The sequence below is a fragment of the Silvania sp. genome, assembly GCF_051656365.1.
GTDB classification, from domain to species: domain Bacteria; phylum Pseudomonadota; class Gammaproteobacteria; order Enterobacterales; family Enterobacteriaceae; genus Enterobacter; species Enterobacter hatchlandensis.
This window is the reverse complement of sequence record NZ_JBOGBT010000035.1, coordinates 104697-129153: the sequence shown is the minus strand read 5'-3', so window position 1 is coordinate 129153 and position 24457 is coordinate 104697. Positions and strand designations below refer to the sequence as shown.

Genomic DNA, 24457 nt, shown 5'->3' with positions numbered 1-24457 from the left:
CATAGACTGGCGATAAAACGATATTTTTTATTCCCTTCGCACTGTGGCGTAATCATAAAAAAATAGCCTCCCGGAGAGCACCATGCCACGCCCGCTGAACAATACCGACACCGACCTGAATGCCGACAATCTGCTGCGCCTGCCTGCTGAGTTTGGCTGCCCGGTGTGGGTGTACGACGCACAGATTATCCGCGAGAAAATTGCGGCCCTGCATCAGTTCGACGTAGTGCGTTTTGCCCAGAAAGCCTGCTCTAACATCCACATTCTGCGCCTGATGCGCGAGCAGGGCGTGAAGGTGGATTCCGTGTCGCTGGGTGAAATCGAGCGCGCGCTGGCCGCCGGATACGATCCAAAGATCGACGGCGATGCAATTGTCTTTACCGCCGATCTGATCGACAGCGCGACGCTGGCCCGGGTCCATGAACTGCAGATCCCGGTGAATGCCGGTTCGGTGGATATGCTCGAGCAGCTGGGTCAGGTGTCACCGGGCCATCGCGTCTGGCTGCGCGTTAACCCAGGCTTTGGTCACGGCCACAGTCAAAAAACCAATACTGGCGGCGAAAACAGCAAGCACGGGATCTGGTACAGCGACCTGCCGGCGGCGCTGGAGGTGCTGCAACGCTATAACCTGACGCTGGTGGGCATTCACATGCATATCGGCTCCGGCGTGGATTACGGCCATCTTGAGCAGGTATGCGGTGCGATGGTGCGCCAGGTGATTGAGTTTGGCCAGGATCTGGAGGCGATCTCCGCAGGCGGTGGCTTATCGATCCCGTATCGCGAAGGGGAAGAGGCGATCGACACCGATCACTACTATGGCCTGTGGAACGGCGCGCGCGACAAAATCGCCGCCCACCTGGGTCATGCGGTGAAACTGGAGATCGAGCCGGGTCGTTTCCTGGTGGCTGAATCGGGCGTGCTGGTGTCACAGGTGCGCAGCGTGAAGGCGATGGGCAGCCGTCACTTCGTGCTGATCGACGCGGGCTTTAACGATCTGATGCGCCCGTCAATGTACGGCAGCTATCACCACATTTCGGCGCTGGCCGCCGACGGTCGTGATTTAACCCAGGCACCGCGCGTAGAAACCGTAGTGGCGGGTCCGCTGTGCGAATCCGGGGATGTCTTTACCCAGCAGGAAGGCGGAAAAGTGGAAACCCGCGCCCTGCCAGCGGTTGCGCCGGGGGATTATCTGGTGCTGCACGATACCGGCGCGTACGGGGCGTCCATGTCCTCGAACTACAACAGCCGACCGCTGCTGCCGGAAGTGCTGTTCGATAACGGCGCGGCGCGTCTGATTCGCCGTCGCCAGACCATTCAGGAACTGCTCGCCCTCGAACTGTTCTGAGAAAACCAGGGTCCCGTCGCCACCGAATCGCGTAATACCAGCGTGCCGGTGAAGGGCGGGATCGCCTCGATCGGCTGACTGCTCGCCAGCCGAATCGCCTGATCGATAGCGGTAGTGATCATATTGTCGATCGGCAGATAGACCGTCGACAGAGCAGGCTCCAGCCACTTCGCGCACGGCGCATCGTCAAAACCAAACAGCGACACGTCCTGCGGAATGTGCAGCCCGGCCTGGTGCAGCGCCTTTGAGGCCCCCAGCGCCATATCATCGTTGCAGGCAAACAGCGCACTGAACGACACCTTTTCGTTAAGCAGCTCCTGACACAGCTCATACCCTCGGGTCATGCCCGCATCGCCATACTTCACCCGGCTCTCATCCCAGGCAATGGCATGTTTTTCCAGCGCCTGGCGGTAGCCCATCAGGCGCGCCTTGCCGGTCGGGGTGTGGATGGGGACGGTCATGCAGGCGATCTCCCGATGGCCCTGGCTAATCAGGTACTCCACCGCTTTAAAGGCGGCGTCCTGCTGCTCGAAGAACACGCAGCGCTCTCGCGCCTGGCTGACGTCGCGGTTGATCACCACCAGCGGCATCGAGACGCTGTTGATAAGCTTCATGATCGCCTTTTCGCTCATAAAGCGGGTATACAGCACAATGGCGTCGCACTGGCGATCGGCCAGAATCTGCACGGCTTCTTCTTCCCGCTCCGGGGTATCGTGCCCGTCGGTGACAATCAGCTGCTTACCGTGTGATTCGGTCTGGCGAGAAGCCTGCTGCAGCAGGCGGCCAAAGTAAAAACCGTTGAAGGTCGACACCACCAGCCCAATGCTGTTGCTGGTGCGGTTCGCCAGCGAGCGCGCCAGGAAATTAGGGCGATAGCCCAGCTCTTCCATCGCGCGAAAGACCTGCTGACGCGTACTCTCTTTGACCTGACCCGTGCCGTTCAGTACGCGCGACACCGTGGCTTTCGACACGCCCGCGCGCAGTGAGACATCCAGCATTGTTGCCATTGATTATTCCTGCTTCCCCGTTATGCCCGGCAGTTTATCACAGACGGTCTGGCGCATAAGCCGGGCGGGAAGGGCAAAACCCCCATCAGGATCACGCTTTTTGGCTACGGCGATCGTTGTGGGTGAAAGTGGCATACCAAAGTGGCGGTAAATCACACTCTGGAATACCTCTTTCCGCGTTGAGAGCTTAATCACAGAACAAATTATCATCAGAAGCTATTTTTGGTATGCCAATAGAAGCAGGCTGTCCACCTTATCCCAATAAAAAGCCCTTTTACTGAGGTATTACCCGATGGCATTACAGGAAAAACTGATCAATTCGCTGGGCAGTTTCGCCACTACGTTCAACAGTTATCGCTATATCATGGCGATAAAATCTGCCTTCATCACCTTAATGCCGGTCATCATCGTGGGCGCGTTCTCGGTGCTGATCTCCAACATGGTGCTGGATCCGAAAAACGGCTTAGCCAGCTTTGAATCGCTCTCGTTTCTGGCCACCTTAAAGCCGATCACCAGTGCGCTCAACTACGCCACGCTGAACTTCCTTAATATCGGCGCGGTGTTCTTGATCGGCATTGAGCTGGGGCGCATTAACGGCATCAAGTCGCTGTTCCCCGGCCTGCTGGCGGTGATCTGTTTTATCTGCGTCACGCCAACCACCGTCGAGATGATGGTCGATGGTGAAATGCACATGGTTAAAGATGTGCTGATGCGCCAGTTCTCCGACACCCGCAGCCTGTTCCTCGGGATGTTTATCGCCATCCTGTCGGTGGAAATTTACTGCTGGCTCGAGGGGCGTCCGGGCCTGAAAATCAGAATGCCTGACACCGTACCGCCAAACGTGGCGGCCTCGTTCTCGGCGCTGATCCCGGCCATTATTACCACCACCGCCATCGCCACCTTTGGTTTTGTCTTCCACCAGGCAACCGGCATGTATCTGTACGATGCGGTATACCAGGTCGTGCAACAGCCGCTGGAGCGCGTGGTGCAAAGCCTGCCGGGCATCCTGCTGCTGATGTTTGTTGCCCAGCTGTTCTGGGTGATCGGCATTCATGGCAACCAGATGATCAAACCGATCCGCGAGCCGCTGCTGCTGGGGGCCATCACCGTCAACATGAGCGCTTTTGAGCAGGGCAAAGAGATCCCGAACATCATCACCATGCCGTTCTGGGATGTGTACATGAGCATCGGCGGCTCGGGCTTAACCATCGGCCTGCTGATTGCGGTAATGATTGGCACCAGGCGTAAAGAGATGAAGGAGATCGCCAAGCTCTCCATCGGCCCTGGTATATTTAACATCAACGAACCGGTGATTTTCGGTATGCCAATCATGCTCAACCCGATTCTGGCGATCCCGTTCATCATCACCCCGCTGGTCACCGGCTCTATCGGCTACTTCGCCACCGTTACCGGCTTTGCCGGGAAGGCGGTGGTGATGGTGCCCTGGACCACGCCGCCGCTGATTAACGCCTGGCTCTCTACCGCGGGCTCAATGGGCGCGGTGGTCACGCAGGGTATCTGCATCATCACCGCCGTCCTTATCTATCTGCCGTTTGTGAAGATCGCTTCACGCCGTGCCGAGCAGGCAGCACTGCAGGCGCAAAACCAACAGGCGACGAATAACGTATGAGCATAAAACAGATAACCATCCCTGAGGATTTCATCCTCGGGGCAGCCGCCTCCGCCTGGCAAACCGAGGGCTGGAGCGGCAAGAAAGCAGGACAGGATTCATGGATCGACCAGTGGTACAAAAACGATCGTCAGGTCTGGCATAACGGCTATGGCCCGGCGGTGGCCACCGATTTCATCAACCGTTTTCGTGAAGACGTGGCCCTGATGAAGCAGGCCGGGCTGACCCACTATCGCACCTCGATCAACTGGTCGCGTTTTCTCACCGACTATGAAACCGCGACGGTGGATGAGGAGTACGCCGCCTATTACGACGCCCTGTTCGCCGAGATGCAGCGTCAGGGCATTGAGCCGATGATCTGCCTTGAGCACTACGAGCTGCCGGGCACGCTGCTGGACACCTACGGTGGCTGGGCGTCGAAGCACGTGGTCGAGCTGTTCACCCGCTACGCCGAACAGGTCTTTGCCCGCTATCATCACCTGGTGAAGCGCTGGTTTACCTTTAACGAGCCGATTGTGGTGCAGACCCGGGTTTATTTGGATGCGCTGCGCTGGCCGTACGAGCAGAACACCGGTACCTGGATGCAGTGGAATCACCATAAGGTGCTGGCGACGGCGAAGGTAGTGAAGCTGTTCCGCGACAAAGGCTACGCAGGCAGCGTGGGCTGCATCCTTAACCCGGAAGTCACGTATCCCCGTTCCCGCGCCGCTCACGATGTAAAGGCAGCGGAGATCTACGATCTGTTCTACAACCGGGTGTTCCTCGATCCGCTGGTGCACGGGCGCTACCCGCAGGAACTGTTTACCCTGCTGGATAAACATCAGGTGCAGTGGGACTACAACGACGATGAGCTGGCGCTGATCGCCGATAACACCGTCGACGAGCTGGGGATTAACCTCTATTACCCGCACCGGGTTAAAGCCCCGTCCCGCGCCTGGCATCCTGAGACGCCGTTCCACCCGGCGTACTACTATGAGCCGTTTGAGCTGCCGGGCAGGCGGATGAATCCGTCGCGCGGCTGGGAGATTGCCCCGCGCATTATTTACGACATGGCGATGCGGATTAAAAACGACTATCGCAACATCGACTGGTTTGTGGCCGAAAGCGGAATGGGGGTCGAAAACGAAGCGCAGTACCGCAATAGCGACGGGGTAATTGCCGACGACTACCGCATCAACTTTATCAGCGAGCATCTGTTTTATACGCTGCTGGCGCGTGAGGAGGGGGCCAACTGCCACGGCTATATGCTATGGGCCTTTACCGATAACGTCTCGCCGATGAATGCCTTTAAAAACCGCTACGGCCTGATTGAAATCGACCTTGATAACAACCGCGCCCGGCGGGCCAAAAAATCGGCCAGCTGGTTCCGCCAGTTGCGCGATGAGCGCATGCTGACCCTGAACGTCGATGACGAATGGAAGTAGGCGAAGATTGCGGCGGTTCTGGTAACATAGCGCCCACACTGGCCGGGAGGATGCCCGGCCTGCGCATTAACTCACAGCACAGGTGATAACGTGGATAAGGCAGTCGTCCCGGCGGAAAAGAAACAGTACCAGGAGATAGGCGAGGATCTTCGCGACCAAATCATCCAGGGGCACTATCCCGTGGGCTCACGCCTGCCGCCGGAACGCAATATGGCGGAAACCTACGGCGTCAGCCGCACCATCGTGCGTGAAGCGCTGTTGATGCTCGAACTGCAGGGTACCGTGGACATCCGCCAGGGTTCCGGCGTATACGTCATGCGTATCCCCGAGGAGCACGAGAACGAGGAAGAGCGCCTGTTAAAAAGCGACGTCGGCCCGTTTGAAATCCTGCAGGCGCGCCAGCTGCTCGAAAGCAATATTGCCGCCTTTGCCGCCAAAATGGCGACCCGCGCGGATATCGACAATCTGCGTCGCATCATCGAGCAGGAGCAGCGCGCCATCGCCGCCAACGACAACAGCCAGGACAACAACAAGATGTTCCACCTGGTGCTGGCGGGGGCCACGCAGAATCAGATGCTGCTGGCGACCGTCGAAAGCGTCTGGCACCACATGGACAGCAGCCCGCTGTGGCAACAGTTTAACGTGCATATTGCCAGCCGGGCGTATCGCCTGAAGTGGTTGGGCGACAGGCAGACCATTCTGGCTGCGCTGCGCCGTCGCGACGTGATGGGGGCCTGGCAGGCGATGTGGCAACATCTGGAAAACGTGAAAAAGAGCCTGCTGGAGCTGTCTGACGAAGATGCCCCGGATTTTGACGGCTACCTGTTTGAATCCGTACCTATTTTCCAGGGCAAACTGGTGTGAATATTCAACCGCTATACAGGGCGCCCCAACACGCTGAACAGGTCATCGACTGGCAGTGGCAGGCGTTTGGTGACGGACTGCCGCGTGAGTTTTTTGCAAGCGTAGTGGCCCACAGTCAGACCCCGGGTGCGCTGCCGCTGACCTTTATCGCCACCGAGGGCGAGCGCCTGCTCGGCACGGTGGGACTCTGGCGCTGCGATCTGATCACCCGCCAGGATCTCTTCCCGTGGCTGGCGGCGCTGTACGTGGATGAACAGGCGCGTGGAAAAGGGCTGGCAGGGCAGCTGCAGCGACACGTGCAGGCGTATGCCGCCGAGGCCGGGCATCGCGACCTGCATCTCTGGTCGGCCTGTCGCAATTTTTATGAAGGTTACGGCTGGCACTACATCGGCGATGCGCTGGAGTACCCGAACAAAACAGTCCATCTTTACCGCTATTCGCTGGCGGATTCCGCCGGTGGCGTGACCGAGTGACGGCGCACCAGCGTCGGGCTGAAGATATGCGTCACGTCCGGCGGCAGGCGCTTATCGGCCAGTGACAGCGCTAACTCGGCGGCCTGAGTTGCCATAGTGACAATCGGGTAACGCACGGTCGTCAGGCGTGGACGCACATAGCGAGAAATCAGAATGTCATCGAAGCCAATCAGCGAAATCTCACCCGGAATATCAATGCCATTGTCGTTCAACACCCCCATCGCCCCGGCCGCCATCGAGTCGTTGTAACAGGCGACGGCGCTAAAGTTACGTCCGCGTCCCAGCAGTTCCGTCATGGCCTGTTCGCCGCCGCTCTCATCGGGTTCACCGTAGGTCACCAGTCGGTCATTACAGGGCAGGCCGTTTTCGCGCAGGGCATCATAGTAGCCCTGCAGGCGATCGTCGGCGTCGGAAATGGGGTGATTCGAGCACAGATAGCCGATGCGGGTATGCCCCTGCTGGATCAGATGGCGGGTGGCGAGCCAGGCACCGTAGCGGTCATCAAGCGCCACGCAGCGCTGTTCGTAGCCGGGGATTATGCGGTTGATAATCACCATGCCGGGGATCTGCTTCATCAGATGCACCAGCTCTTCATCCGTCAGCTTTTTAGCATGCACCACCAGCGCCGCACAGCGGTGGCGAATCAACTGCTCAATGGCCTGACGCTCTTTCTGTTCGTTGTGATAGCCGTTGCCGATCAGCAGAAAATTGCCGGTCTGATAGGCGACCTGCTCTACGGCTTTGACCATTGCGCCGAAAAACGGATCCGAGACATCCCCGACCACTAACCCGACGGTGTCGGTGGACTGTTGAGCGAGGGCGCGGGCGTTGGCATTGGGATGATAGTTGAGCGATTCCATGGCGGTGAGCACCGCCTTGCGGGATGTCTCGCTGGCCTTCGGTGAGTCATTGATGACACGCGAAACAGTGGCGACAGAAACACCAGCCAGCCGGGCCACATCCTTAATTGTCGCCATTCGATACCTTCTCTTTGGGGTAAGCGTTTACACACCAACTAGTGTTGCGGAAAAGCGAGGTGTATTCAAGCTTGCGGCCGAGGGGCAATTCACAAACGTGATGCACCCCATAGGAAAGCGTGTAATCGTTACACAGCGAAGCGTAACAGAAGAATGTTAATCGGAATCATTAGTTACACTTTGCCTCAGGCTGTTGCTTTTTCCCGCTGGAGAAGTGAGGGGGCAAACGCCACAATCAAGATCCCAGAGGTATTGATTGGTGAGAATTCTTAGTACGTACTGCGTACTCATCACTTGCACCAACCTGCGCAGATGCGCAGGTTTTTTTTTGTCTGAACACAGCTGTCGCCCCTGCTACACTTCTCGTGTAATCTGCCACAATTTTCCGCAACCCGATAAATTGACTGGCACAGGGAGTTGAAATGCTATTTGGGTTCTTCCGCACGCTGTTCCGTATTCTCTTTCGTGTGCGTCTGACTGGCGACACCCGGTCATTACACGCCGATCGCGTTCTTATTACCCCCAACCACGTTTCGTTTATTGATGGCATCCTGCTGGCGCTATTTTTGCCCGTGCGCCCGGTGTTTGCGGTCTATACCTCCGTCAGCCAGCAGTGGTACATGCGTTGGTTAACGAAGTTGATTGATTTTGTTCCGCTCGATCCCACCAGGCCAATGATGATCAAACATCTGGTGCGCCTGATCGAGCAGGGGCGTCCGGTAGTGATCTTCCCCGAAGGGCGGATTTCGGTAACCGGCTCGCTGATGAAAATTTATGACGGAGCGGGTTTTGTGGCGGCGAAATCTGGCGCTACGGTGGTGCCGCTGCGCATCGAAGGGGCCGAGTTGACCCACTTCAGCCGCCTGAAAGGGCGAGTGAAACAGCGCCTGTTTCCGCGCATTACCCTGCATCTGCTGCCGCCAACGTCGTTGCCGATGCCCGAAGCGCCCCGCGCCCGCGATCGGCGTAAAATCGCCGGTGAAATGTTGCATCAGATTATGATGGAAGCCCGAATGGCGGTGCGCCCACGCGAAACGCTGTACGAGTCGTTGCTGACGGCGATGTCCCGCTTTGGTGCAAAGAAACACTGCATCGACGACATTAACTTCGCTCCCGACACCTACCGCAAGCTGCTGACCAAGACCTTGTTTGTCGGGCGTATTCTTGAAAAATACAGCCAGCAGGGCGAAAAGATTGGCCTGATGCTGCCCACTGCGGGCATCAGCGCGGCGGTGATTTTTGGCGCCGTTTCACGCGGGCGCATCCCGGCGATGCTGAACTACACCGCCGGGGTAAAAGGGCTGAGCAGCGCCATTACTGCCGCGCAGATCAACACGGTCTTTACCTCACGCACGTTCCTCGATAAAGGCAAGCTCTGGCACCTGCCGGAACAGCTGACCCAGGTACGCTGGGTGTTCCTGGAAGATCTCAAAGCCGAGGTCACCACCGGTGACAAGCTGTGGATCTTTGCCCACCTTCTGGCCCCGCACCTGGCGCAGGTAAAACAGCAGCCGGAAGATGCGGCCATTATCCTCTTTACCTCCGGCTCCGAAGGGAACCCGAAGGGGGTCGTGCACAGCCACAAAAGCCTGCTGGCTAACGTCGAACAGATTAAAACCATCGCCGACTTTACCGCCGACGATCGCTTTATGTCGGCGCTGCCGCTGTTCCACTCCTTCGGCCTGACGGTGGGGCTTCTCACTCCACTGCTGACCGGTGCGGAAGTGTTTCTCTATCCCAGCCCGCTGCACTACCGCATTGTGCCGGAGCTGACCTATGACCGTAACTGTACGGTGATTTTTGGCACCTCCACCTTCCTGGGCCATTATGCGCGCTTTGCCAATGCGTATGACTTCCACCGTGTGCGCTACGTGGTGGCCGGAGCGGAAAAACTGCAGGAGAGCACCCGTCAGCTTTGGCAGGACAAGTTTGGCCTGCGCATTCTGGAAGGCTACGGCGTGACCGAGTGCGCGCCGGTGGTCTCTATTAACGTGCCGATGGCGGCGAAGCCCGGCACGGTCGGGCGTATTTTACCGGGAATGGACGCGCGGCTGCTGGAAGTGCCGGGTATTGAAGAGGGCGGTCGCCTGCAGCTGAAAGGCCCGAACGTGATGAACGGCTATCTGCGGGTGGAAAACCCCGGGGTGCTGGAAGCGCCAACGGCGGAAAACGCCCAGGGAGAGGTGGAAACCGGCTGGTATGACACCGGCGATATCGTGCGCTTCGACGATCAGGGCTACGTGCAGATCCAGGGCCGGGCTAAACGCTTTGCCAAAATCGCGGGCGAGATGGTGTCGCTGGAGATGGTCGAGCAGCTGGCGCTGTCGGTATCGGCTGACAAAATGCACGCGACAGCGATAAAAGCCGATGCCAGTAAAGGCGAGGCGCTGGTGCTGTTTACCACCGACAGCGAGCTTACGCGCGAGCAGCTGCTCCAGCGGGCGCGCGAGCACGGTATCCCGGAGCTGGCCGTACCGCGCGATATTCGCTATCTGAAGCAACTTCCGCTGCTGGGCAGCGGCAAACCGGATTTTGTCACCCTGAAAGGCATGGTTGAACAGGCGGAGTCGCATCATGAGTGAGTCAGCACCCACTAACACCTCCATCTGGTCGAAGGGGATGATGGCGGTTACCGCCGCGCAGTTCCTTTCGGCCTTTGGCGATAACGCGCTGCTGTTTGCCACCCTGGCGCTGCTGAAGTCGCAGTTGTACCCGGACTGGAGCCAGCCGATCCTGCAGATGGTGTTTGTTGGGGCTTATATCGTCTTCGCCCCCTTTGTCGGCCAGGTGGCGGACAGCTTTGCCAAAGGCCGGGTGATGATGTTCGCCAACAGCCTGAAGCTGCTGGGGGCAGCCAGTATCTGCGTCGGGGTGAACCCGTTTATCGGCTACACGCTGGTGGGGATCGGGGCTGCGGCCTATTCACCTGCCAAGTATGGCATCCTGGGGGAACTCACTACTGGCGATAAGCTGGTTAAAGCTAACGGTCTGATGGAGTCGTCGACCATTGCGGCGATCCTGCTGGGCTCGATGGCTGGCGGCATCCTGGCTGACTGGCATGTGCTGGCCGCGCTGGGCGTGTGCGCCGTGGTTTATGCCGGGGCAGTGGTGGCGAACCTGTTTATTCCTAAGCTGCCGGCGGCACGTCCGGGTCAGTCCTGGCGCTTCACCCCCATGACCGCCAGCTTCTTCAACGCCTGCCGGGTGCTGTGGCATAACGGCGAAACCCGCTTCTCACTGATTGGCACCAGCATGTTCTGGGGGGCGGGGGTCACGCTGCGCTTCCTGCTGGTGCTGTGGGTGCCGACGGTGCTGGGGATCACGGACAACGCCACGCCAACCTATCTTAATGCGATGGTAGCGGTGGGGATCGTCGTCGGTGCGGGTGCGGCGGCAAAGCTGGTGACGCTGCAAACGGTCGCCCGCTGCATGCCAGCCGGGGTGCTGATTGGCGTGGTGGTGCTGCTGTTCTCGTTGCAGCACGCGCTGTTACCGGCGTATGCGCTGCTGTTCCTGATGGGGATCCTCGGCGGGTTCTTCGTGGTACCGCTTAACGCTCTGCTGCAGGAGCGCGGCAAGCATACCGTCGGGGCAGGCAATGCCATTGCGGTGCAAAACCTGGGTGAGAACGCCGCCATGCTGCTGATGCTGGGCGTTTACTCGCTGGCCGTGAAAGTGGGTGTGCCGGTAGTGGGCATTGGCGTCGGATTCGGTGGGCTGTTTGCGCTGGCGATCGCGGCGCTGTGGCTATGGCAGCGACGTCGGTAAACGTCATGTGCGGCTTGATGCCCTCACCCTAACCCTCTCCCACGGGAGAGGGCGCAAACAGTAAAAAAGGCAACTGACGTTGCCTTTTTGCTTTTATCAGGGAGCTGGATAGGTATACACCTGATGCACCGCTTCAATCTCCGCTAACACCTCTTCGCTTAGCGTCAGATGCAGGCTTTCCACGTTGGTTTTCAGCTGTTCCAGAGTGGTTGCGCCCAGCAGGGTGCTGGCCACAAACGGCTGACGACGGACAAAGGCCAGCGCCATCTGCGCTGGATCGAGCCCGTGGCGTTTGGCGATATCCACATAGGCCGCCACCGCTTTCTGCGTCTGCTCACCGCTGTAGCGGGTGAAGCGGCTGAATAGCGTATTACGCGCCCCTGCAGGCTGTGCGCCGTTGAGGTACTTACCGGTCAGCGTGCCAAAGCCCAGGCAGGAGTACGCCAGCAACTCAACGCCTTCATACTGCGTAACTTCCGACAGCGCCACCTCATAGCTGCGGTTCAGCAGGCTGTAAGGATTCTGGATGGTCACGATGCGCGGCAGGTCGTGCTTATCCGCCAGATGCAGATAGCGCATCACCCCAAAGGCCGTTTCGTTAGAGACGCCAATGTAGCGAATCTTCCCGGCGCGCTGGCATTCGGTCAGCGCTTCCAGGGTTTCCAGCAGCGTCACCACCGGCGCGCCGTCGCTCCAGCTGTAGCCCAGCTTGCCAAAGCAGTTGGTTGGACGCTGCGGCCAGTGCACCTGATAGAGGTCGAGATAATCGGTCTGCAGGCGCTTCAGGCTGTCATCCAGCGCTGCACGGATGTTCTTGCGATCGAGGATCTGATTCGGGCGGATACCGGTGTCATTAAGGCGGGAAGGGCCGCTGACCTTAGAGGCAACAATCAGCTTTTCGCGGTTGCCGCGTTTCGCCAGCCAGTTGCCGACGTAGGTCTCGGTTAATCCCTGGGTCTCCGGGCGCGGCGGCACGGGGTACATTTCAGCGACGTCGATCAGGTTGATGCCCTGGCTGACGGCGTAATCGAGTTGTTCATGGGCATCGGCTTCGCTATTTTGTTCACCGAATGTCATCGTGCCCAACCCCAGCTGGCTTATCTCAAGAGAACTATGGGGGATACGGTGATAATGCATAGCCGGCTTCCTTATTGGACATGTTAACGGCGTCAGGAACCTCCCGACAGCGGGATATAAACATGGCAGAGGGGAAGCAAAAGGGGAAGAGAAAAATCAAAAGGCCAGCCAGCCGCTGACCTTACGCATTATCGTTCGATAATTTGCGACACATCATCGCGGTTGATCTGCATATTATTACCTTGCTGATCGCGGTAGCTGACCAGACCGGTATCATCGTCGACTTGGGGTTTGCCGTCGGTCAGGATCATGCGACCATCTTTGGTCGCCATAACATAATCGCTACTACAACCAGAAACGGCAAACGCTAAACCAACAGCCGAGATTATCACTGCCCATTTTTTCATTTTTATCACCTCACCTGGTTCGTGTTAGATCTTAGTGTAGTAATAACTGCTGAGCGGGTTTCCCGAAAGAGGGAAAATCTTAAAAAGCCGACGATTCTGTTAAAAACATCACAAATCGCGCCAAAAATCAGGTATTCAGCAAAAAGTGACGTGCTAACAGGGCACCCGTGAAGTTCTTTTTCAAATAAAAACCGCGCGGAAGGGTTAAAATCGACTCGCCGCGTGCGCCAATTGCCTCGGTGAGGGCTTTGCTGTTTGCCGCCTTTGGCCGAAGCTGCAGCACTTCACCGTGGCGGGCCGTGATGCGCTCAACCTGACCGAGCACAATCATGTCCATCAACTCTTCCCAGTCCAGCCGCAGCTGACGATCCTCTTCCTCATTCGGGCTCCAGATTAACGGTGCACCGACGCGCCTCGCCGCCAGCGGGATCGCACGATCACCTTCGACCGGCATCCACAGTACGCGCTTGAGCTTATGCCGCACATGACTGCTTTCCCAGGTGATCCCCGTATTGCCAGTGAGCGGCGCTACGCAGACAAACGTTGTCTCCAGCGGTCGGCCCTGGCTGTCGACCGGGATGGTTTTCAGCTCCACGCCCAGGGCGGCAAAGTCCTGCTCGGGTTTGCTGCCTGCGCTGGCCCCGAGCCACAGTTCCAGCAGCACGCCTATCCAGCCTTTATCGCGCTTAAGATCCGCCGGGATCGGCAGGCCGGCGAGTGCGGCAAGTTCTCCCAGCGAGTAACCCGCCAGACGTTGTGCCTGCTGCAGTAAAGCCGCTTCCGTTTCAGGAGGTGAGGACATCGGGACGAGGGGAAGCATGATAATGTATCCGTTGGTTAAAAAATGACCGGTAGTTTTCCACCGCACAGAGAGAGTTTAACTTTTTCTTTTTGCTTGTGCCAGGTTGATGATTTATCTATATTTTTAAGTCAAACTTTGTGGCGGGCTAGCGGTTGAGCTTCAGGTTGTTCAAATCTGGTCACTGGCAATAAACAGGATCTTACACCTACTTATCCACAGAAAAGTGGGATAACTGGGAATAACCCCCACTACTGTTTCCATTTACAGCCTTGACGTGCGATGAAAATCGAAAAACTCGACAAAATGTGACTAACTTATTGGCACAATCTGTGGATAAAACCGACGCTGCTCGATCTTTCATCAACGCGCAGATCTTAAGAGTGACCTGTATCACACTATACGTTGTTTGTTGCAATTTTATAACGCTAACTAAATGAAATATAGAATTTTATTAAGATAAGAAAATTCTGCATTATCCGGGGCAGTTTAGGTTGTCCATCGGTAATCACGAACTTCTTCACAACTCTATCCACAGAAAAAGTGAATAAAATTGCGCATCCGACCGCTCATCTGTTTATAACTCTGATGATAATTGTGAGTTATTCAAATGTTATTCGGCTCCAGGCCCGTAAGAGAGTGGTTTACCGCCTCACTGGAGTGTGAAACAATCATTCATATATCAGGTTTAGTTTGAGGTAGTCCGGTGATTGATGACGATGGCTACCGCCCGAACGTAGGTATCGTAATTTGTAATCGCCAGGGGCAGGTTATGTGGGCCCGGCGATATGGTCAGCACTCCTGGCAATTTCCCCAAGGGGGAATTAACCCGGGAGAGTCCGCAGAGCAAGCGATGTATCGGGAGCTGTTCGAAGAAGTTGGCTTAAGCCGTAAGGATGTCCGCATTCTGGCTTCGACCCGCAACTGGTTGCGTTACAAGTTACCGAAGCGTTTGGTGCGTTGGGACACAAAGCCGGTATGTATCGGCCAGAAACAGAAGTGGTTTCTTCTGCAATTGGTGAGCAGCGATGCGGATATCAATATGCAAACCAGCAGCACGCCTGAATTCGATGGCTGGCGCTGGGTTAGCTACTGGTATCCCGTTCGTCAGGTCGTGTCGTTTAAGCGCGACGTTTACCGCAGGGTGATGAAAGAGTTCGCAAGTGCTGTGATGATGCTTCAGGAGGCCCCTCCTAAACCACAGAGCGCACCTGCCTGGCGACGTAAAAGAGGTTAAGCTACGCACATTATGCTCACCCGCCTGCGCGAAATAGTCGAGAAGGTGGCCAGTGCTCCACGGCTCAACGAGGCGCTGGATATTCTGGTCACTGACATCTGCCTTGCAATGGAAACCGAAGTCTGTTCGGTTTATCTGGCCGACCATGACCGCAGATGCTATTACCTGATGGCGACGCGCGGACTGAAAAAACCGCGCGGTCGTACCGTTGCGCTCGCCTTTGATGAAGGCGTAGTGGGCCTGGTCGGGCGTCTGGCTGAACCCATCAACCTTGCCGATGCACAGAAGCACCCCAGCTTTAAATATATTCCTGCAGTAAGAGAAGAACGCTTTCGGGCGTTCCTTGGCGTGCCGATTATCCAGCGCCGCCAGCTGCTTGGCGTGCTGGTGGTCCAGCAGCGTGAATTGCGGCAATACGATGAAAGTGAAGAGTCTTTCCTCGTTACGCTGGCCACGCAAATGGCGGCGATCCTCTCCCAGTCTCAGTTAACGGCGCTGTTTGGTCAGTACCGACAGACGCGTATTCGTGCCTTGCCCGCGTCGCCCGGCGTGGCGATTGCCGAAGGTTGGATGGATGCCACCCTGCCGCTGATGGAACAGGTTTACGAAGCGTCCACGCTGGATACTGCGCTTGAACGCGAGCGTCTTACCGGTGCGCTGGAAGAGGCGGCTAACGAGTTTCGCCGCTACAGCAAACGTTTTGCCGCCGGTGCGCAGAAAGAAACCGCCGCCATTTTCGATCTCTACTCCCACCTGCTTTCTGATGCCCGACTGCGTCGAGAGCTGTTTACCGAAGTGGATAACGGGTCGGTTGCCGAGTGGGCAGTCAAAAAGAGCATTGAGAAATTCGCTGAGCAGTTTGCCACCTTAACCGACGGTTATCTTAAAGAGCGTGCCGGAGACCTGCGCACGCTGGGCCAGCGCCTGCTGTTCCATCTCGATGACACCATTCAGGGGCCGAACACCTGGCCGCCGCGCTTTGTGCTGGTGGCCGATGAGCTTTCGGCCACCACCCTTGCGGAACTGCCGCAGGACAGACTTGCCGGGATTGTGGTTCGCGACGGTGCGGCCAACTCGCACGCCGCCATTATGGTGCGCGCGCTGGGGATCCCGACCGTCATGGGGGCGGATATCCAGCCGTCGGCCTTGCACCACCGCACGCTGGTGGTGGACGGCTATCGCGGTGAGCTGCTGGTCGATCCTGAGCCGGTTCTGCTGCAGGAGTACCAGCGACTTATCAGCGAAGAGAACGAGCTGAGCCGTCTGGCAGAAGACGATGTTAATCAGCCTGCGGCGCTGAAAAGCGGCGAGCGGATCAAAGTGATGCTCAATGCCGGTCTCAGTCCGGCGCATGAAGAGAAGCTTGGCGGGCGCATCGATGGCATCGGTCTTTACCGCACCGAAATCCCGTTTATGCTGCAGAGCGGCTTCCCCTCGGAAGAGGAGCAGGTAGCGCAGTATCAGGGCATGTTGCAGATGTTCAACGACAAGCCGGTGACGCTGCGTACCCTGGACGTGGGCGCGGATAAGCAACTGCCGTACATGCCGATCAGCGAAGAAAACCCCTGTCTGGGCTGGCGCGGCATTCGCATCACCCTCGATCAGCCGGAGATCTTTCTTATTCAGGTGCGCGCCATGCTGCGCGCCAATGCCGCGACCGGGAACCTCAGCATTCTGTTGCCGATGGTGACCAGCATTGACGAAATCGACGAAGCCCGACGACTGATCGAACGTGCCGGGCGCGAAGTCGAAGAGATGATCGGCTACGAGATTCCAAAACCCCGGCTGGGGGTGATGCTCGAAGTCCCGTCGATGGTCTTTATGCTGCCACAGCTGGCCAATCGCGTTGACTTTATCTCGGTGGGCACCAACGACCTGACCCAGTACATGCTGGCGGTGGATCGCAACAACACCCGCGTGGCGAGCATTTACGATAGCCTGCACCCGGCGATGCTGCGGGCGCTGGCGATGATTGCCCGCGAGGCGCAAACCCACGGCATCGACCTGCGCCTGTGCGGCGAGATGGCGGGGGACTCCATGTGCGTGGCGATCCTGATTGGCCTCGGTTTCCATCATCTGTCCATGAACGGTCGCTCCGTGGCCCGCGTGAAGTACCTGCTGCGCCACATTGATTTAGAAGAGGCGCAGCTGCTGGCGACCCGCAGTCTGGAAGCCCAGCTGGCAACCGAAGTACGCCACCAGGTGGCGGCCTTTATGGAGCGTCGCGGAATGGGCGGTTTGATCCGCGGCGGGCGTTAACAACGGGTATCCCTCAGCGCTGGGCTGAGGGATACAAACGTGCGACGTCTCTATACACATCTTTTACATCTCGGGCGCATCCTCCCCGCCCGCTTGTGCTATGATTCGCAACTTTGGAGCGCAGGCAACCCCTCGCGCACGTCTCTACCGCTGTCCACTTTCAGCGGAATATCAACATCTTGTGGTGACAGATGAACAGTGGCTATCTGCATTTTCCGGAATTCGATCCGGTCATTTTCTCAATTGGACCCGTAGCGCTTCACTGGTATGGCCTGATGTATCTGGTCGGGTTCGTCTTTGCTATGTGGCTGGCAGGCCGTCGCGCCAAACGCCCTGGCAGCGGCTGGACCAAAGACGAAGTAGAAAACCTGCTGTACGCAGGCTTCCTCGGCGTCTTCCTCGGTGGGCGCATCGGCTATGTGCTGTTCTACAACTTCCCGGTGTTCATGAGCGATCCGCTCTATCTGTTCCGCGTCTGGGATGGCGGCATGTCCTTCCACGGCGGCCTGATTGGCGTCATCCTGGTGATGATGATCTTCGCGAAACGCACCAAACGTACCTTCTTCCAGGTGGCTGATTTTATTGCGCCATTGATCCCGTTCGGGCTGGGAGCTGGTCGTCTGGGTAACTTTATCAACGGGGAGCTGTGGGGCCGCGTCGATCCGAGCGTGCCGTTTACCATGCTGTTCCCGCAGTCGCGTGCCGAAGATCTTGCTCTGCTACCTTCACATCCTGAGTGGCAGTCGCTGTTCGACACCTACGGTGCCCTGCCGCGTCATATGTCACAGCTGTACGAGATGGCGCTGGAAGGGGTGGTACTGTTTATCATTCTGAACCTGTTTATCCGCAAACCGCGTCCGACGGGCTCGGTATCTGGCTTGTTCCTGATTGGCTACGGTGCCTTCCGTATCATCGTGGAATTCTTCCGCCAGCCGGATCAGCAATTCACTGGTGAATGGGTACAGTACATCAGCATGGGGCAGATCCTCTCTATTCCGATGATTGTCGCGGGTATCGCGATGATGGTCTGGGCGTACCGTCGTCCACAGCAACAGGTCTCCTGAGTCATCATGAAACAGTATCTTGAACTGATGCAAAAAGTGCTCGATGAGGGCACGGCAAAAAATGACCGCACCGGTACCGGTACGACTTCCATTTTTGGCCACCAGATGCGCTTCAACCTGCAGGATGGCTTTCCGCTGGTGACAACCAAGCGCTGCCATTTACGCTCAATCATTCATGAGCTGCTTTGGTTCCTGCAGGGCGATACCAACATCGCGTACCTGCGTGAGAACAACGTCTCTATCTGGGACGAGTGGGCAGACGATAATGGCGATCTGGGCCCGGTCTACGGCAAGCAGTGGCGCGCCTGGCCAACGCCGGATGGCCGCCATATCGACCAGATCACCACCGTGGTGAACCAGCTGAAAAACGATCCGGACTCGCGCCGTATTATCGTTTCTGCCTGGAATGTGGGCGAGCTGGACAAAATGGCGCTGGCACCGTGCCACGCGTTTTTCCAGTTCTATGTGGCGGATGGCAAGCTCTCCTGTCAGCTGTACCAGCGCTCCTGCGATGTGTTCCTCGGCCTACCGTTCAACATCGCCAGCTATGCACTGCTGGTGCATATGATGGCTCAGCAGTGCGAGCTGGAAGTGGGTGATTTTGTCTGGACCGGCGGGGATACCCACCTGTACAGCAACCATATGGAACAGACCCATCTTCAGCTGTCCCGCGAGCCGCGTGCGCTGCCCAAGCTGGTCATTAAGCGTAAGCCGGAATCCATTTTCGACTACCGCTTTGAAGACTTCGACATCGAGGGCTACGACCCGCATCCGGGCATCAAAGCCCCTGTGGCCATCTGATATCGCAAGCCTGACATAACCGGCACCTTGTGTGCCGGTTTTTTTATGCCCAAATTATGGTTTTGCGAGCCTGTTTCCGGCTTATACGCAACGCGCTGCAAACCGCAAGAAAGTGCTGAACCCGCCTCGACAATCTCTGAACTGCGCCTCGAATTGCTGTTCTTGCCCCGTCACACTGGCGTCATGAAAAAGGAAAAGGGCTTTACGCTCATTGAAATGCTGGTCGCCGTCGCACTCATCGTTACGCTCAGCGCGACGGGTCTGTACGGCTGGCGACGCTGGCAGCAACAGCAGCAACTCTGGCAGACGGCGCGCCAGGTGCGGGATTTTCTTGTAGTGCTGCGCAACGACGCCTGGCGACATAATCGGGATCACGTCGTGGCGCTAAAGCAGGACGGCCAGCAGTGGTGTCTGCTCAAAACCGATATCCCCACGTGTCAGGCCGACAGCGCCTTTGCGCTCATCCCGCTGTGGCCGGATATTCACATCACCGAGATTACGCCCGCGCTGGGGTTTTATGGCCTGCGGGATACCGCCTGGGCGGGGCGAATTCGCCTGCAAAGCCAGGCCGGCGAATGGCTGATTATCGTCTCGTCCTGGGGGCGCATCCGCATGTGCAACGGCAAGGGAGGATTCGCATGCCAGTAACCCAGCAGGGATTTTCACTGACCGAAGTCCTGATAGCGATGGCGATAAGCAGCGTCCTGCTGATGAGCGCGGCGCGGTTTTTACCCGGTTTGCAGCGAGCGATACTGCTACAGACGCAGCAGCAGGAACGTGAAGAGGAGGTCTGGCTGCGGATGGCCGGCATCGGTAAGCACCTGCAGCGGGCGGGCTACTGCGCGGGCGAGTGCCAGGGCGAGGCGCTAAAGATTGCTCAGGGCGGCGAATGCATCATTGTGCAGTGGGACGAGAACAGCAATGGCCGCTGGGAGACGACGCCCCCAACCGCTGCGGAACAGACGGGGTTTCGCCTCAACGATGGCGCACTGGAGACGCTACGGGGCGCTACGCAGTGCAGCGGCAAGGGATGGGAGAGAGTGACCGATCCCGCCAGGCTCACCGTGGTGCATTTTAAGGTGCAGCGCATCATGCGGGCGGGGTTCGCGCCAGAGTTAAGCATCGCGTTGGGTGCCTCTTTTAAAGGAGCGCGTGGCGGTAACCTTGAAGCGCATCATCGTGTCACCGGGTTTAACTTATGAGCCGCCAGCAGGGAATGTCGTCGCTGGCGCTGGTGCTCCTGCTATTAATGCTGGGCAGCCTGATGCTGACCGGACTCAACCAGCAGCTTGATGCCCTGATGCGCATTGTCAGGGCCGACAGCGAGGCCCTTTACCATCAGGCGACAGCCCAGTCGGCGCTGGAGTGGGGCAGAACGCTTCCCTGGCCGACGGATGCGGACGCGGCGTGCCAGCAGCATCCGCAGCAGCCGTGGCGCGCCTGCCTGCGTATCCTGGCGCAGCGCGCCGTGCTTATCACCAGCAGTGGTGGCATCACGCTGTGGCGGCTGGGGGAGGTGAGCGCCGAGGGTGTTGTCTTTTTGCCGCACGGCTGGAGTGACTTTTGCCCGCTTAAGGAGAGTGCGCTGTGTCAGCAACCGTAGCGAAACAGCAGGGGTTTAGCATCGTGGAAGTGTTACTCGCCATGATGCTAATGGTTATCGTGGTCACTGCGCTTGCGGGCTATCATCGTGTTTTAGCCAGCCGGTTCGTGGCGCTGGAGCAGTACCGCCAGGTCTGGCGTCAGGTCTGGAATCAGTCGCAGCTCACGCCCGCAGAACTCCCCGCGGGCTGGCAGGTGAACCGAATGCAGACAACACAGGCCGGATGTGTCAGCATCTCGGTCACACTTATTTCTCCTCTGGGTCGGCGGGGTCAGATGACACGCCTGCACTGCCCGGTTAGCCAGTAGTTGGGAGCAGCGATGTTAAGGGTCTACCACTCAAACCGTCTGGACGTGCTGGAAGCGCTGATGGAATTTATTGTCGAGCAACAGAGGCTCGACGATCCCTTTGAACCGGAAATGATCCTGGTTCAGAGCACCGGTATGGCGCAGTGGCTGCAGATGTCCCTTTCGCAAAAGTTTGGTATTGCCGCCAATATCGACTTCCCGCTGCCCGCCAGCTTTATCTGGGATATGTTTGTCCGCGTGCTGCCGGAGATCCCGAAACAGAGCGCATTCAACAAGCAGAGCATGAGCTGGAAGCTGATGTCGCTACTGCCTGAGATGCTGCCGCAGGATGAATTCACCATGCTGCGCCACTACCTTAACGACGATACCGACAAGCGGAAGCTGTTCCAACTGGCGTCGCGGACGGCGGATCTCTATGACCAGTATCTGGTCTATCGCCCGGAATGGCTGACGCGCTGGGAAGCAGGCGAACTGATCGATGGCCTCGACCAGGCTCAAATCTGGCAGGCACCGCTGTGGAAGGCGCTGGTCGAACACACCGAAAAGCTGGGCCAGCCCCAGTGGCACCGTGCAAATCTCTACGATCGTTTTATCAGCACGCTGGACACAGCAACCGAGACGCCCGCCGGGTTGCCGTCGAGGGTCTTTATCTGCGGCATCTCCGCTTTGCCGCCGGTCTACCTGAAGGCGCTGAATGCGCTGGGCAGACACATTGATATCCATATTCTGTTCACCAACCCCTGCCGCCATTACTGGGGCGATATTCAGGATGCCCGCTGGCTCTCCCGGATTGTGACGCGCCAGCGTCGCCGCCTGTTTGATGAGCGCACGGTGCCGCTGTTTAAAGACAGCAGTACGGCGGAGCAGCTCTTTGACGACGCGGGTGTGCAAAACTTACCTAACCCACTGCTGGCCTCGTGGGGAAAGCTGGGGCGCGACTATATTTACATGCTCTCCGAACTGACCGCTTCCGGTGAAGGGGATGTGGATGCCTTTGCCGAGATCACCCCGGACAGCCTGTTGCATAACGTGCAGCTGGATATTCTGGATCTTGAGAAGCGCTCGGTGGAGGGCATCAATGCGAAGGAGTTCGCCCGCAGCGACAGCAAACGCCTGCTGGACCCCGACGATCGCAGCGTGACGCTGCACCTTTGTCACAGCCCGCAGCGCGAAGTCGAAGTGCTGCATGACAAACTGCTGGCGATGCTGGAAGACGATCCTGAGCTCACGCCGCGCGATATCGTGGTGATGGTGGCCGATATCGACAGCTACAGCCCCTATATTCAGGCCGTGTTCGGCAGCGCCACCGGCGATCGCTATCTGCCGTTTGCGATATCGGACCGGCGTGCGCGCCAGTCGCATCCGGCGCTGCAGGCCTTTGTCAGCCTGCTTTCCCTGCCGGACAGCCGCTTTGTTCCTGAAGACGTGCTGGCGCTGCTGGATGTTCCGGTACTGGCGGCCCGCTTTGATATTGATGAAGACGCCCTGCGCTACCTGCGCCAGTGGGTCAACGAGTCGGGCGTGCGCTGGGGGATGGATGACGACAACGTGCAGGAGTTTGAACTGCCCGTTACCGGCCAGCACACCTGGCAGTTTGGCCTGACGCGCATGCTGCTCGGCTACGCCATGGAGAGCAGTCAGGGCGAATGGAATGCCGTCCTGCCGTATGACGAATCCAGCGGGTTAATTGCCGAGCTGGTGGGGCATCTGGCCTCGCTGTTGATGCAGCTTAACCGCTGGCGACGGGAGCTAATGCAGACGCGGCCGCTTGAGGCCTGGCTGCCGGTCTGCCGCGAGATGCTGAATGACTTTTTCCTGCCGGATCAGGAAACCGAAGCCGCGATGGCGCTCATTGAGCAGCAGTGGCAGGCCATTATCGAAGAGGGGCTCTCGTCGCATTATGGCGAAGCGATCCCGCTGTCGCTGCTGCGGGATGAACTCACCCAGCGCCTCGATCAGGAGCGGATCAGCCAGCGCTTCCTGGCCGGGCCGGTCAATATCTGCACCCTGATGCCAATGCGCTCTATTCCCTTTAAGGTCGTCTGCCTGTTGGGCATGAACGACGGGGTCTACCCGCGTGCGCTGGCACCGCTGGGCTTTGATTTAATGAGTCAAAAACCGCAGCGTGGGGATCGTAGCCGTCGGGATGATGATCGCTACCTGTTCCTCGAGGCGCTGATCTCCGCCCAGCAGCAACTGTACATCAGCTATATCGGACGCTCTATTCAGGATAACAGTGAGCGTTTCCCCTCGGTGCTGGTACAGGAGCTGGTCGACTATATTGGACAAAGCCATTACCTGCCGGGCGACGAAGCGCTTAACTGTGATGAAAGTGAACGGCGGGTGAAAGCGCATATCACCTGCTGTCACAGCCGGATGCCGTTTGATGCCGTGAACTATGAGCACAACGAGCAGCAGAGCTACGCCCGGGAGTGGCTCCCGGCGGCGAAGCGAGAAGGGGTAGCCCACAGCGATTTTATCCAGACCCTGGCGCCGCGGCAGGTTGATACCCTGGCCTTTGAGCAGCTCCAGCGCTTCTGGGCCCACCCGGTGCGCGCTTTTTTCCAGATGCGCCTGCAGGTTAACTTCCGCTCTGAAGAGAGCGAGATCCCGGATGAAGAGCCGTTTACTCTCGAGGGGTTAAGCCGCTATCAGCTCAACCAGCAGTTGCTGAATGCGCTGGTGGAGGAGGAAGACGCGCAGGTGCTGTTCCGTCGCTATCGTGCGGCGGGTCAGCTCCCTTACGGTGCCTTTGGTGAAATCGCCTGGGATGCCCAGTGTCAGGAGATGCAAGCGCTGGCCGGCAGGGTGATTGAGTGCCGCCAGCCGGGCAAAAGCATGGAGATCGATCTTCACTGCAACGGTATCAATCTGACGGGTTGGCTGCAGCATGTGCAGGCGGACGGGCTGCTGCGCTGGCGGCCATCGATGCTCAGCGTTTCACAAGGTCTGCAACTTTGGCTGGAACACCTTGTCTACTGTGCGAGCGGCGGTGAAGGTGAAAGCCGGTTGTTCGTGCGCAAAGACGGTGAATGGCGTTTCCCGGCGCTGCCCGCCGTGCAGGCGATGGAGCATCTCTCGCTGTTTATCGAAGGCTTTAAGCAGGGGATGAATAAACCGCTGCTGTTGCTGCCAGAAAGTGGGGGGGCGTGGATTAAAGCCTGTTATGACGCCACGAATGATGCCATGTTAACGGATGAGGCCACTCTGCAAAAAGCGCGCAGTAAATTTTTGCAGGCCTACGAAGGTAACATGATGGTGCGCGGAGAAGGAGAGGATGTCTGGTATCAACGCCTGTGGCGAACCCTTGAGCCAGAATACTTCGATGCCATCACCGATGAGGCCCGGCGCTACCTGTTACCGTTGTATAGATTTAAATCGTCCTGACGTCTGTATAAAAATTGCGCAGATTTG

21 protein-coding genes and 1 pseudogene are annotated in these 24457 nt (G+C 58.0%); 16 read left to right on the top strand and 6 right to left on the bottom strand.

What is annotated here, in order from left to right:
- Window positions 1–82 precede the first annotated feature (82 nt).
- Window positions 83–1345 carry a diaminopimelate decarboxylase gene (gene lysA / locus ACRDD5_RS06755; RefSeq protein ID WP_271281645.1) on the top strand — a complete coding sequence of 421 codons (1263 nt, stop codon included), beginning with the start codon at window positions 83–85 and terminating at the stop codon, window positions 1343–1345.
- Here the strand turns inward: lysA and ACRDD5_RS06750 are convergent.
- The gene (locus ACRDD5_RS06750) at window positions 1315–2352 is read right to left on the bottom strand and encodes a LacI family DNA-binding transcriptional regulator (RefSeq protein WP_271281646.1); all 1038 of its coding nucleotides are present in this window, start codon (window positions 2350–2352) and stop codon (window positions 1315–1317) included. The genes lysA and ACRDD5_RS06750 overlap by 31 nt on opposite strands.
- 292 nt (window positions 2353–2644) lie before the next feature.
- Here ACRDD5_RS06750 and ACRDD5_RS06745 point away from each other — a divergent pair, with 292 nt between their 5' ends.
- The 4 genes from ACRDD5_RS06745 to ACRDD5_RS06730 all read left to right on the top strand — a co-directional run bounded on the left by ACRDD5_RS06745 (window position 2645) and on the right by ACRDD5_RS06730 (window position 6743).
- Window positions 2645–3982, top strand: a complete 1338-nt coding sequence (locus ACRDD5_RS06745; RefSeq protein ID WP_438676281.1) for a PTS sugar transporter subunit IIC — start codon at window positions 2645–2647, stop codon at window positions 3980–3982.
- On the top strand, window positions 3979–5406 hold the full coding sequence (locus tag ACRDD5_RS06740; RefSeq protein WP_438676280.1) for a glycoside hydrolase family 1 protein: 1428 nt from the start codon (window positions 3979–3981) through the stop codon (window positions 5404–5406). Before ACRDD5_RS06745 ends, ACRDD5_RS06740 begins: the two co-directional genes overlap by 4 nt.
- Before the next feature lie 90 nt (window positions 5407–5496).
- Window positions 5497–6270 carry an FCD domain-containing protein gene (locus tag ACRDD5_RS06735; protein ID WP_271281649.1) on the top strand — a complete coding sequence of 258 codons (774 nt, stop codon included), beginning with the start codon at window positions 5497–5499 and terminating at the stop codon, window positions 6268–6270.
- A complete protein-coding gene (locus tag ACRDD5_RS06730; protein WP_438676279.1) occupies window positions 6267–6743 on the top strand; it encodes a GNAT family N-acetyltransferase in 477 nt (158 codons plus the stop codon). The genes ACRDD5_RS06735 and ACRDD5_RS06730 overlap by 4 nt, the downstream gene beginning before the upstream one ends.
- On the opposite strand, the gene galR is transcribed toward ACRDD5_RS06730, so the two are convergent.
- Window positions 6704–7720 (bottom strand): HTH-type transcriptional regulator GalR, encoded by a 1017-nt coding sequence (gene galR / locus ACRDD5_RS06725; RefSeq protein WP_438676278.1) that lies wholly within the window; start codon window positions 7718–7720, stop codon window positions 6704–6706. The two genes, ACRDD5_RS06730 and galR, sit on opposite strands and share 40 nt — an antisense overlap.
- Window positions 7721–8142: 422 nt before the next feature.
- Between galR and aas the strand changes: the two genes are divergently transcribed.
- Both aas and lplT read left to right on the top strand, forming a co-directional pair.
- The gene (aas, locus tag ACRDD5_RS06720; RefSeq protein WP_271281652.1) at window positions 8143–10302 is read left to right on the top strand and encodes a bifunctional acyl-ACP--phospholipid O-acyltransferase/long-chain-fatty-acid--ACP ligase; all 2160 of its coding nucleotides are present in this window, start codon (window positions 8143–8145) and stop codon (window positions 10300–10302) included.
- Entirely contained in the window at window positions 10295–11488 is a 1194-nt protein-coding gene (gene lplT, locus ACRDD5_RS06715) for a lysophospholipid transporter LplT (RefSeq protein WP_271281653.1), read from the top strand. Before aas ends, lplT begins: the two co-directional genes overlap by 8 nt.
- Before the next feature lie 96 nt (window positions 11489–11584).
- Here lplT and ACRDD5_RS06710 read toward each other — a convergent pair whose 3' ends face one another.
- The 4 genes and pseudogenes from ACRDD5_RS06710 to ACRDD5_RS06695 form a co-directional block, all read right to left on the bottom strand.
- Window positions 11585–12625, bottom strand: coding sequence for an NADP(H)-dependent aldo-keto reductase (locus ACRDD5_RS06710; protein WP_438676277.1), 1041 nt, complete (start codon window positions 12623–12625; stop codon window positions 11585–11587).
- 128 nt (window positions 12626–12753) lie between these two features.
- Window positions 12754–12972 carry a YgdI/YgdR family lipoprotein gene (locus tag ACRDD5_RS06705; protein WP_271281655.1) on the bottom strand — a complete coding sequence of 73 codons (219 nt, stop codon included), beginning with the start codon at window positions 12970–12972 and terminating at the stop codon, window positions 12754–12756.
- A gap of 127 nt (window positions 12973–13099) precedes the next feature.
- Entirely contained in the window at window positions 13100–13792 is a 693-nt protein-coding gene (gene mutH / locus ACRDD5_RS06700) for a DNA mismatch repair endonuclease MutH (RefSeq protein ID WP_438676276.1), read from the bottom strand.
- 156 nt (window positions 13793–13948) lie between these two features.
- Window positions 13949–14023, bottom strand: a pseudogene (locus ACRDD5_RS06695) (hypothetical protein); the annotation flags it as partial.
- Between the two features lie 454 nt (window positions 14024–14477).
- Here ACRDD5_RS06695 and rppH point away from each other — a divergent pair.
- The 9 genes from rppH to recC all read left to right on the top strand — a co-directional run bounded on the left by rppH (window position 14478) and on the right by recC (window position 24430).
- Complete coding sequence (gene rppH, locus ACRDD5_RS06690; protein ID WP_032613763.1) at window positions 14478–15008, top strand: RNA pyrophosphohydrolase; 531 nt, start codon at window positions 14478–14480, stop codon at window positions 15006–15008.
- 12 nt (window positions 15009–15020) lie between these two features.
- Window positions 15021–17267, top strand: coding sequence for a phosphoenolpyruvate--protein phosphotransferase (ptsP, locus tag ACRDD5_RS06685; protein ID WP_438676275.1), 2247 nt, complete (start codon window positions 15021–15023; stop codon window positions 17265–17267).
- 191 nt (window positions 17268–17458) lie between these two features.
- On the top strand, window positions 17459–18331 hold the full coding sequence (gene lgt, locus ACRDD5_RS06680; RefSeq protein ID WP_438676274.1) for a prolipoprotein diacylglyceryl transferase: 873 nt from the start codon (window positions 17459–17461) through the stop codon (window positions 18329–18331).
- A 6-nt stretch (window positions 18332–18337) separates the two neighbouring features.
- Window positions 18338–19132 carry a thymidylate synthase gene (thyA, locus tag ACRDD5_RS06675; RefSeq protein WP_438676273.1) on the top strand — a complete coding sequence of 265 codons (795 nt, stop codon included), beginning with the start codon at window positions 18338–18340 and terminating at the stop codon, window positions 19130–19132.
- Between the two features lie 183 nt (window positions 19133–19315).
- Window positions 19316–19780, top strand: a complete 465-nt coding sequence (locus ACRDD5_RS06670) for a prepilin peptidase-dependent protein (RefSeq protein WP_438676272.1) — start codon at window positions 19316–19318, stop codon at window positions 19778–19780.
- Window positions 19771–20334, top strand: a complete 564-nt coding sequence (locus ACRDD5_RS06665) for a prepilin peptidase-dependent protein (protein WP_438676271.1) — start codon at window positions 19771–19773, stop codon at window positions 20332–20334. Before ACRDD5_RS06670 ends, ACRDD5_RS06665 begins: the two co-directional genes overlap by 10 nt.
- Window positions 20331–20735 (top strand): DUF2509 family protein, encoded by a 405-nt coding sequence (locus ACRDD5_RS06660; protein WP_271281662.1) that lies wholly within the window; start codon window positions 20331–20333, stop codon window positions 20733–20735. The genes ACRDD5_RS06665 and ACRDD5_RS06660 overlap by 4 nt, the downstream gene beginning before the upstream one ends.
- On the top strand, window positions 20720–21043 hold the full coding sequence (locus tag ACRDD5_RS06655) for a prepilin-type N-terminal cleavage/methylation domain-containing protein (protein WP_271281663.1): 324 nt from the start codon (window positions 20720–20722) through the stop codon (window positions 21041–21043). The genes ACRDD5_RS06660 and ACRDD5_RS06655 overlap by 16 nt, the downstream gene beginning before the upstream one ends.
- A 12-nt stretch (window positions 21044–21055) precedes the next feature.
- Window positions 21056–24430 carry an exodeoxyribonuclease V subunit gamma gene (gene recC / locus ACRDD5_RS06650; RefSeq protein ID WP_438676270.1) on the top strand — a complete coding sequence of 1125 codons (3375 nt, stop codon included), beginning with the start codon at window positions 21056–21058 and terminating at the stop codon, window positions 24428–24430.
- Window positions 24431–24457 lie beyond the last annotated feature (27 nt).

Excerpts from the sequence above, each read along its gene's own strand:
- ACRDD5_RS06665 (WP_438676271.1), top strand. The coding sequence starts at position 19,771 with ATGCCAGTAACCCAGCAGGGATTTTCACTGACCGAAGTCCTGATAGCG.
- ACRDD5_RS06670 (WP_438676272.1), top strand. The coding sequence starts at position 19,316 with ATGAAAAAGGAAAAGGGCTTTACGCTCATTGAAATGCTGGTCGCCGTC.
- ACRDD5_RS06740 (WP_438676280.1), top strand. The coding sequence starts at position 3,979 with ATGAGCATAAAACAGATAACCATCCCTGAGGATTTCATCCTCGGGGCA.
- ACRDD5_RS06660 (WP_271281662.1), top strand. The coding sequence starts at position 20,331 with ATGAGCCGCCAGCAGGGAATGTCGTCGCTGGCGCTGGTGCTCCTGCTA.
- galR (WP_438676278.1), bottom strand. The coding sequence starts at position 7,720 with ATGGCGACAATTAAGGATGTGGCCCGGCTGGCTGGTGTTTCTGTCGCC.
- thyA (WP_438676273.1), top strand. The coding sequence starts at position 18,338 with ATGAAACAGTATCTTGAACTGATGCAAAAAGTGCTCGATGAGGGCACG.
- lysA (WP_271281645.1), top strand. The coding sequence starts at position 83 with ATGCCACGCCCGCTGAACAATACCGACACCGACCTGAATGCCGACAAT.
- aas (WP_271281652.1), top strand. The coding sequence starts at position 8,143 with ATGCTATTTGGGTTCTTCCGCACGCTGTTCCGTATTCTCTTTCGTGTG.
- recC (WP_438676270.1), top strand. The coding sequence starts at position 21,056 with ATGTTAAGGGTCTACCACTCAAACCGTCTGGACGTGCTGGAAGCGCTG.
- ACRDD5_RS06710 (WP_438676277.1), bottom strand. The coding sequence starts at position 12,625 with ATGCATTATCACCGTATCCCCCATAGTTCTCTTGAGATAAGCCAGCTG.
- ACRDD5_RS06750 (WP_271281646.1), bottom strand. The coding sequence starts at position 2,352 with ATGGCAACAATGCTGGATGTCTCACTGCGCGCGGGCGTGTCGAAAGCC.
- ACRDD5_RS06745 (WP_438676281.1), top strand. The coding sequence starts at position 2,645 with ATGGCATTACAGGAAAAACTGATCAATTCGCTGGGCAGTTTCGCCACT.
- ptsP (WP_438676275.1), top strand. The coding sequence starts at position 15,021 with ATGCTCACCCGCCTGCGCGAAATAGTCGAGAAGGTGGCCAGTGCTCCA.
- lplT (WP_271281653.1), top strand. The coding sequence starts at position 10,295 with ATGAGTGAGTCAGCACCCACTAACACCTCCATCTGGTCGAAGGGGATG.
- ACRDD5_RS06705 (WP_271281655.1), bottom strand. The coding sequence starts at position 12,972 with ATGAAAAAATGGGCAGTGATAATCTCGGCTGTTGGTTTAGCGTTTGCC.
- mutH (WP_438676276.1), bottom strand. The coding sequence starts at position 13,792 with ATGCTTCCCCTCGTCCCGATGTCCTCACCTCCTGAAACGGAAGCGGCT.
- lgt (WP_438676274.1), top strand. The coding sequence starts at position 17,459 with ATGAACAGTGGCTATCTGCATTTTCCGGAATTCGATCCGGTCATTTTC.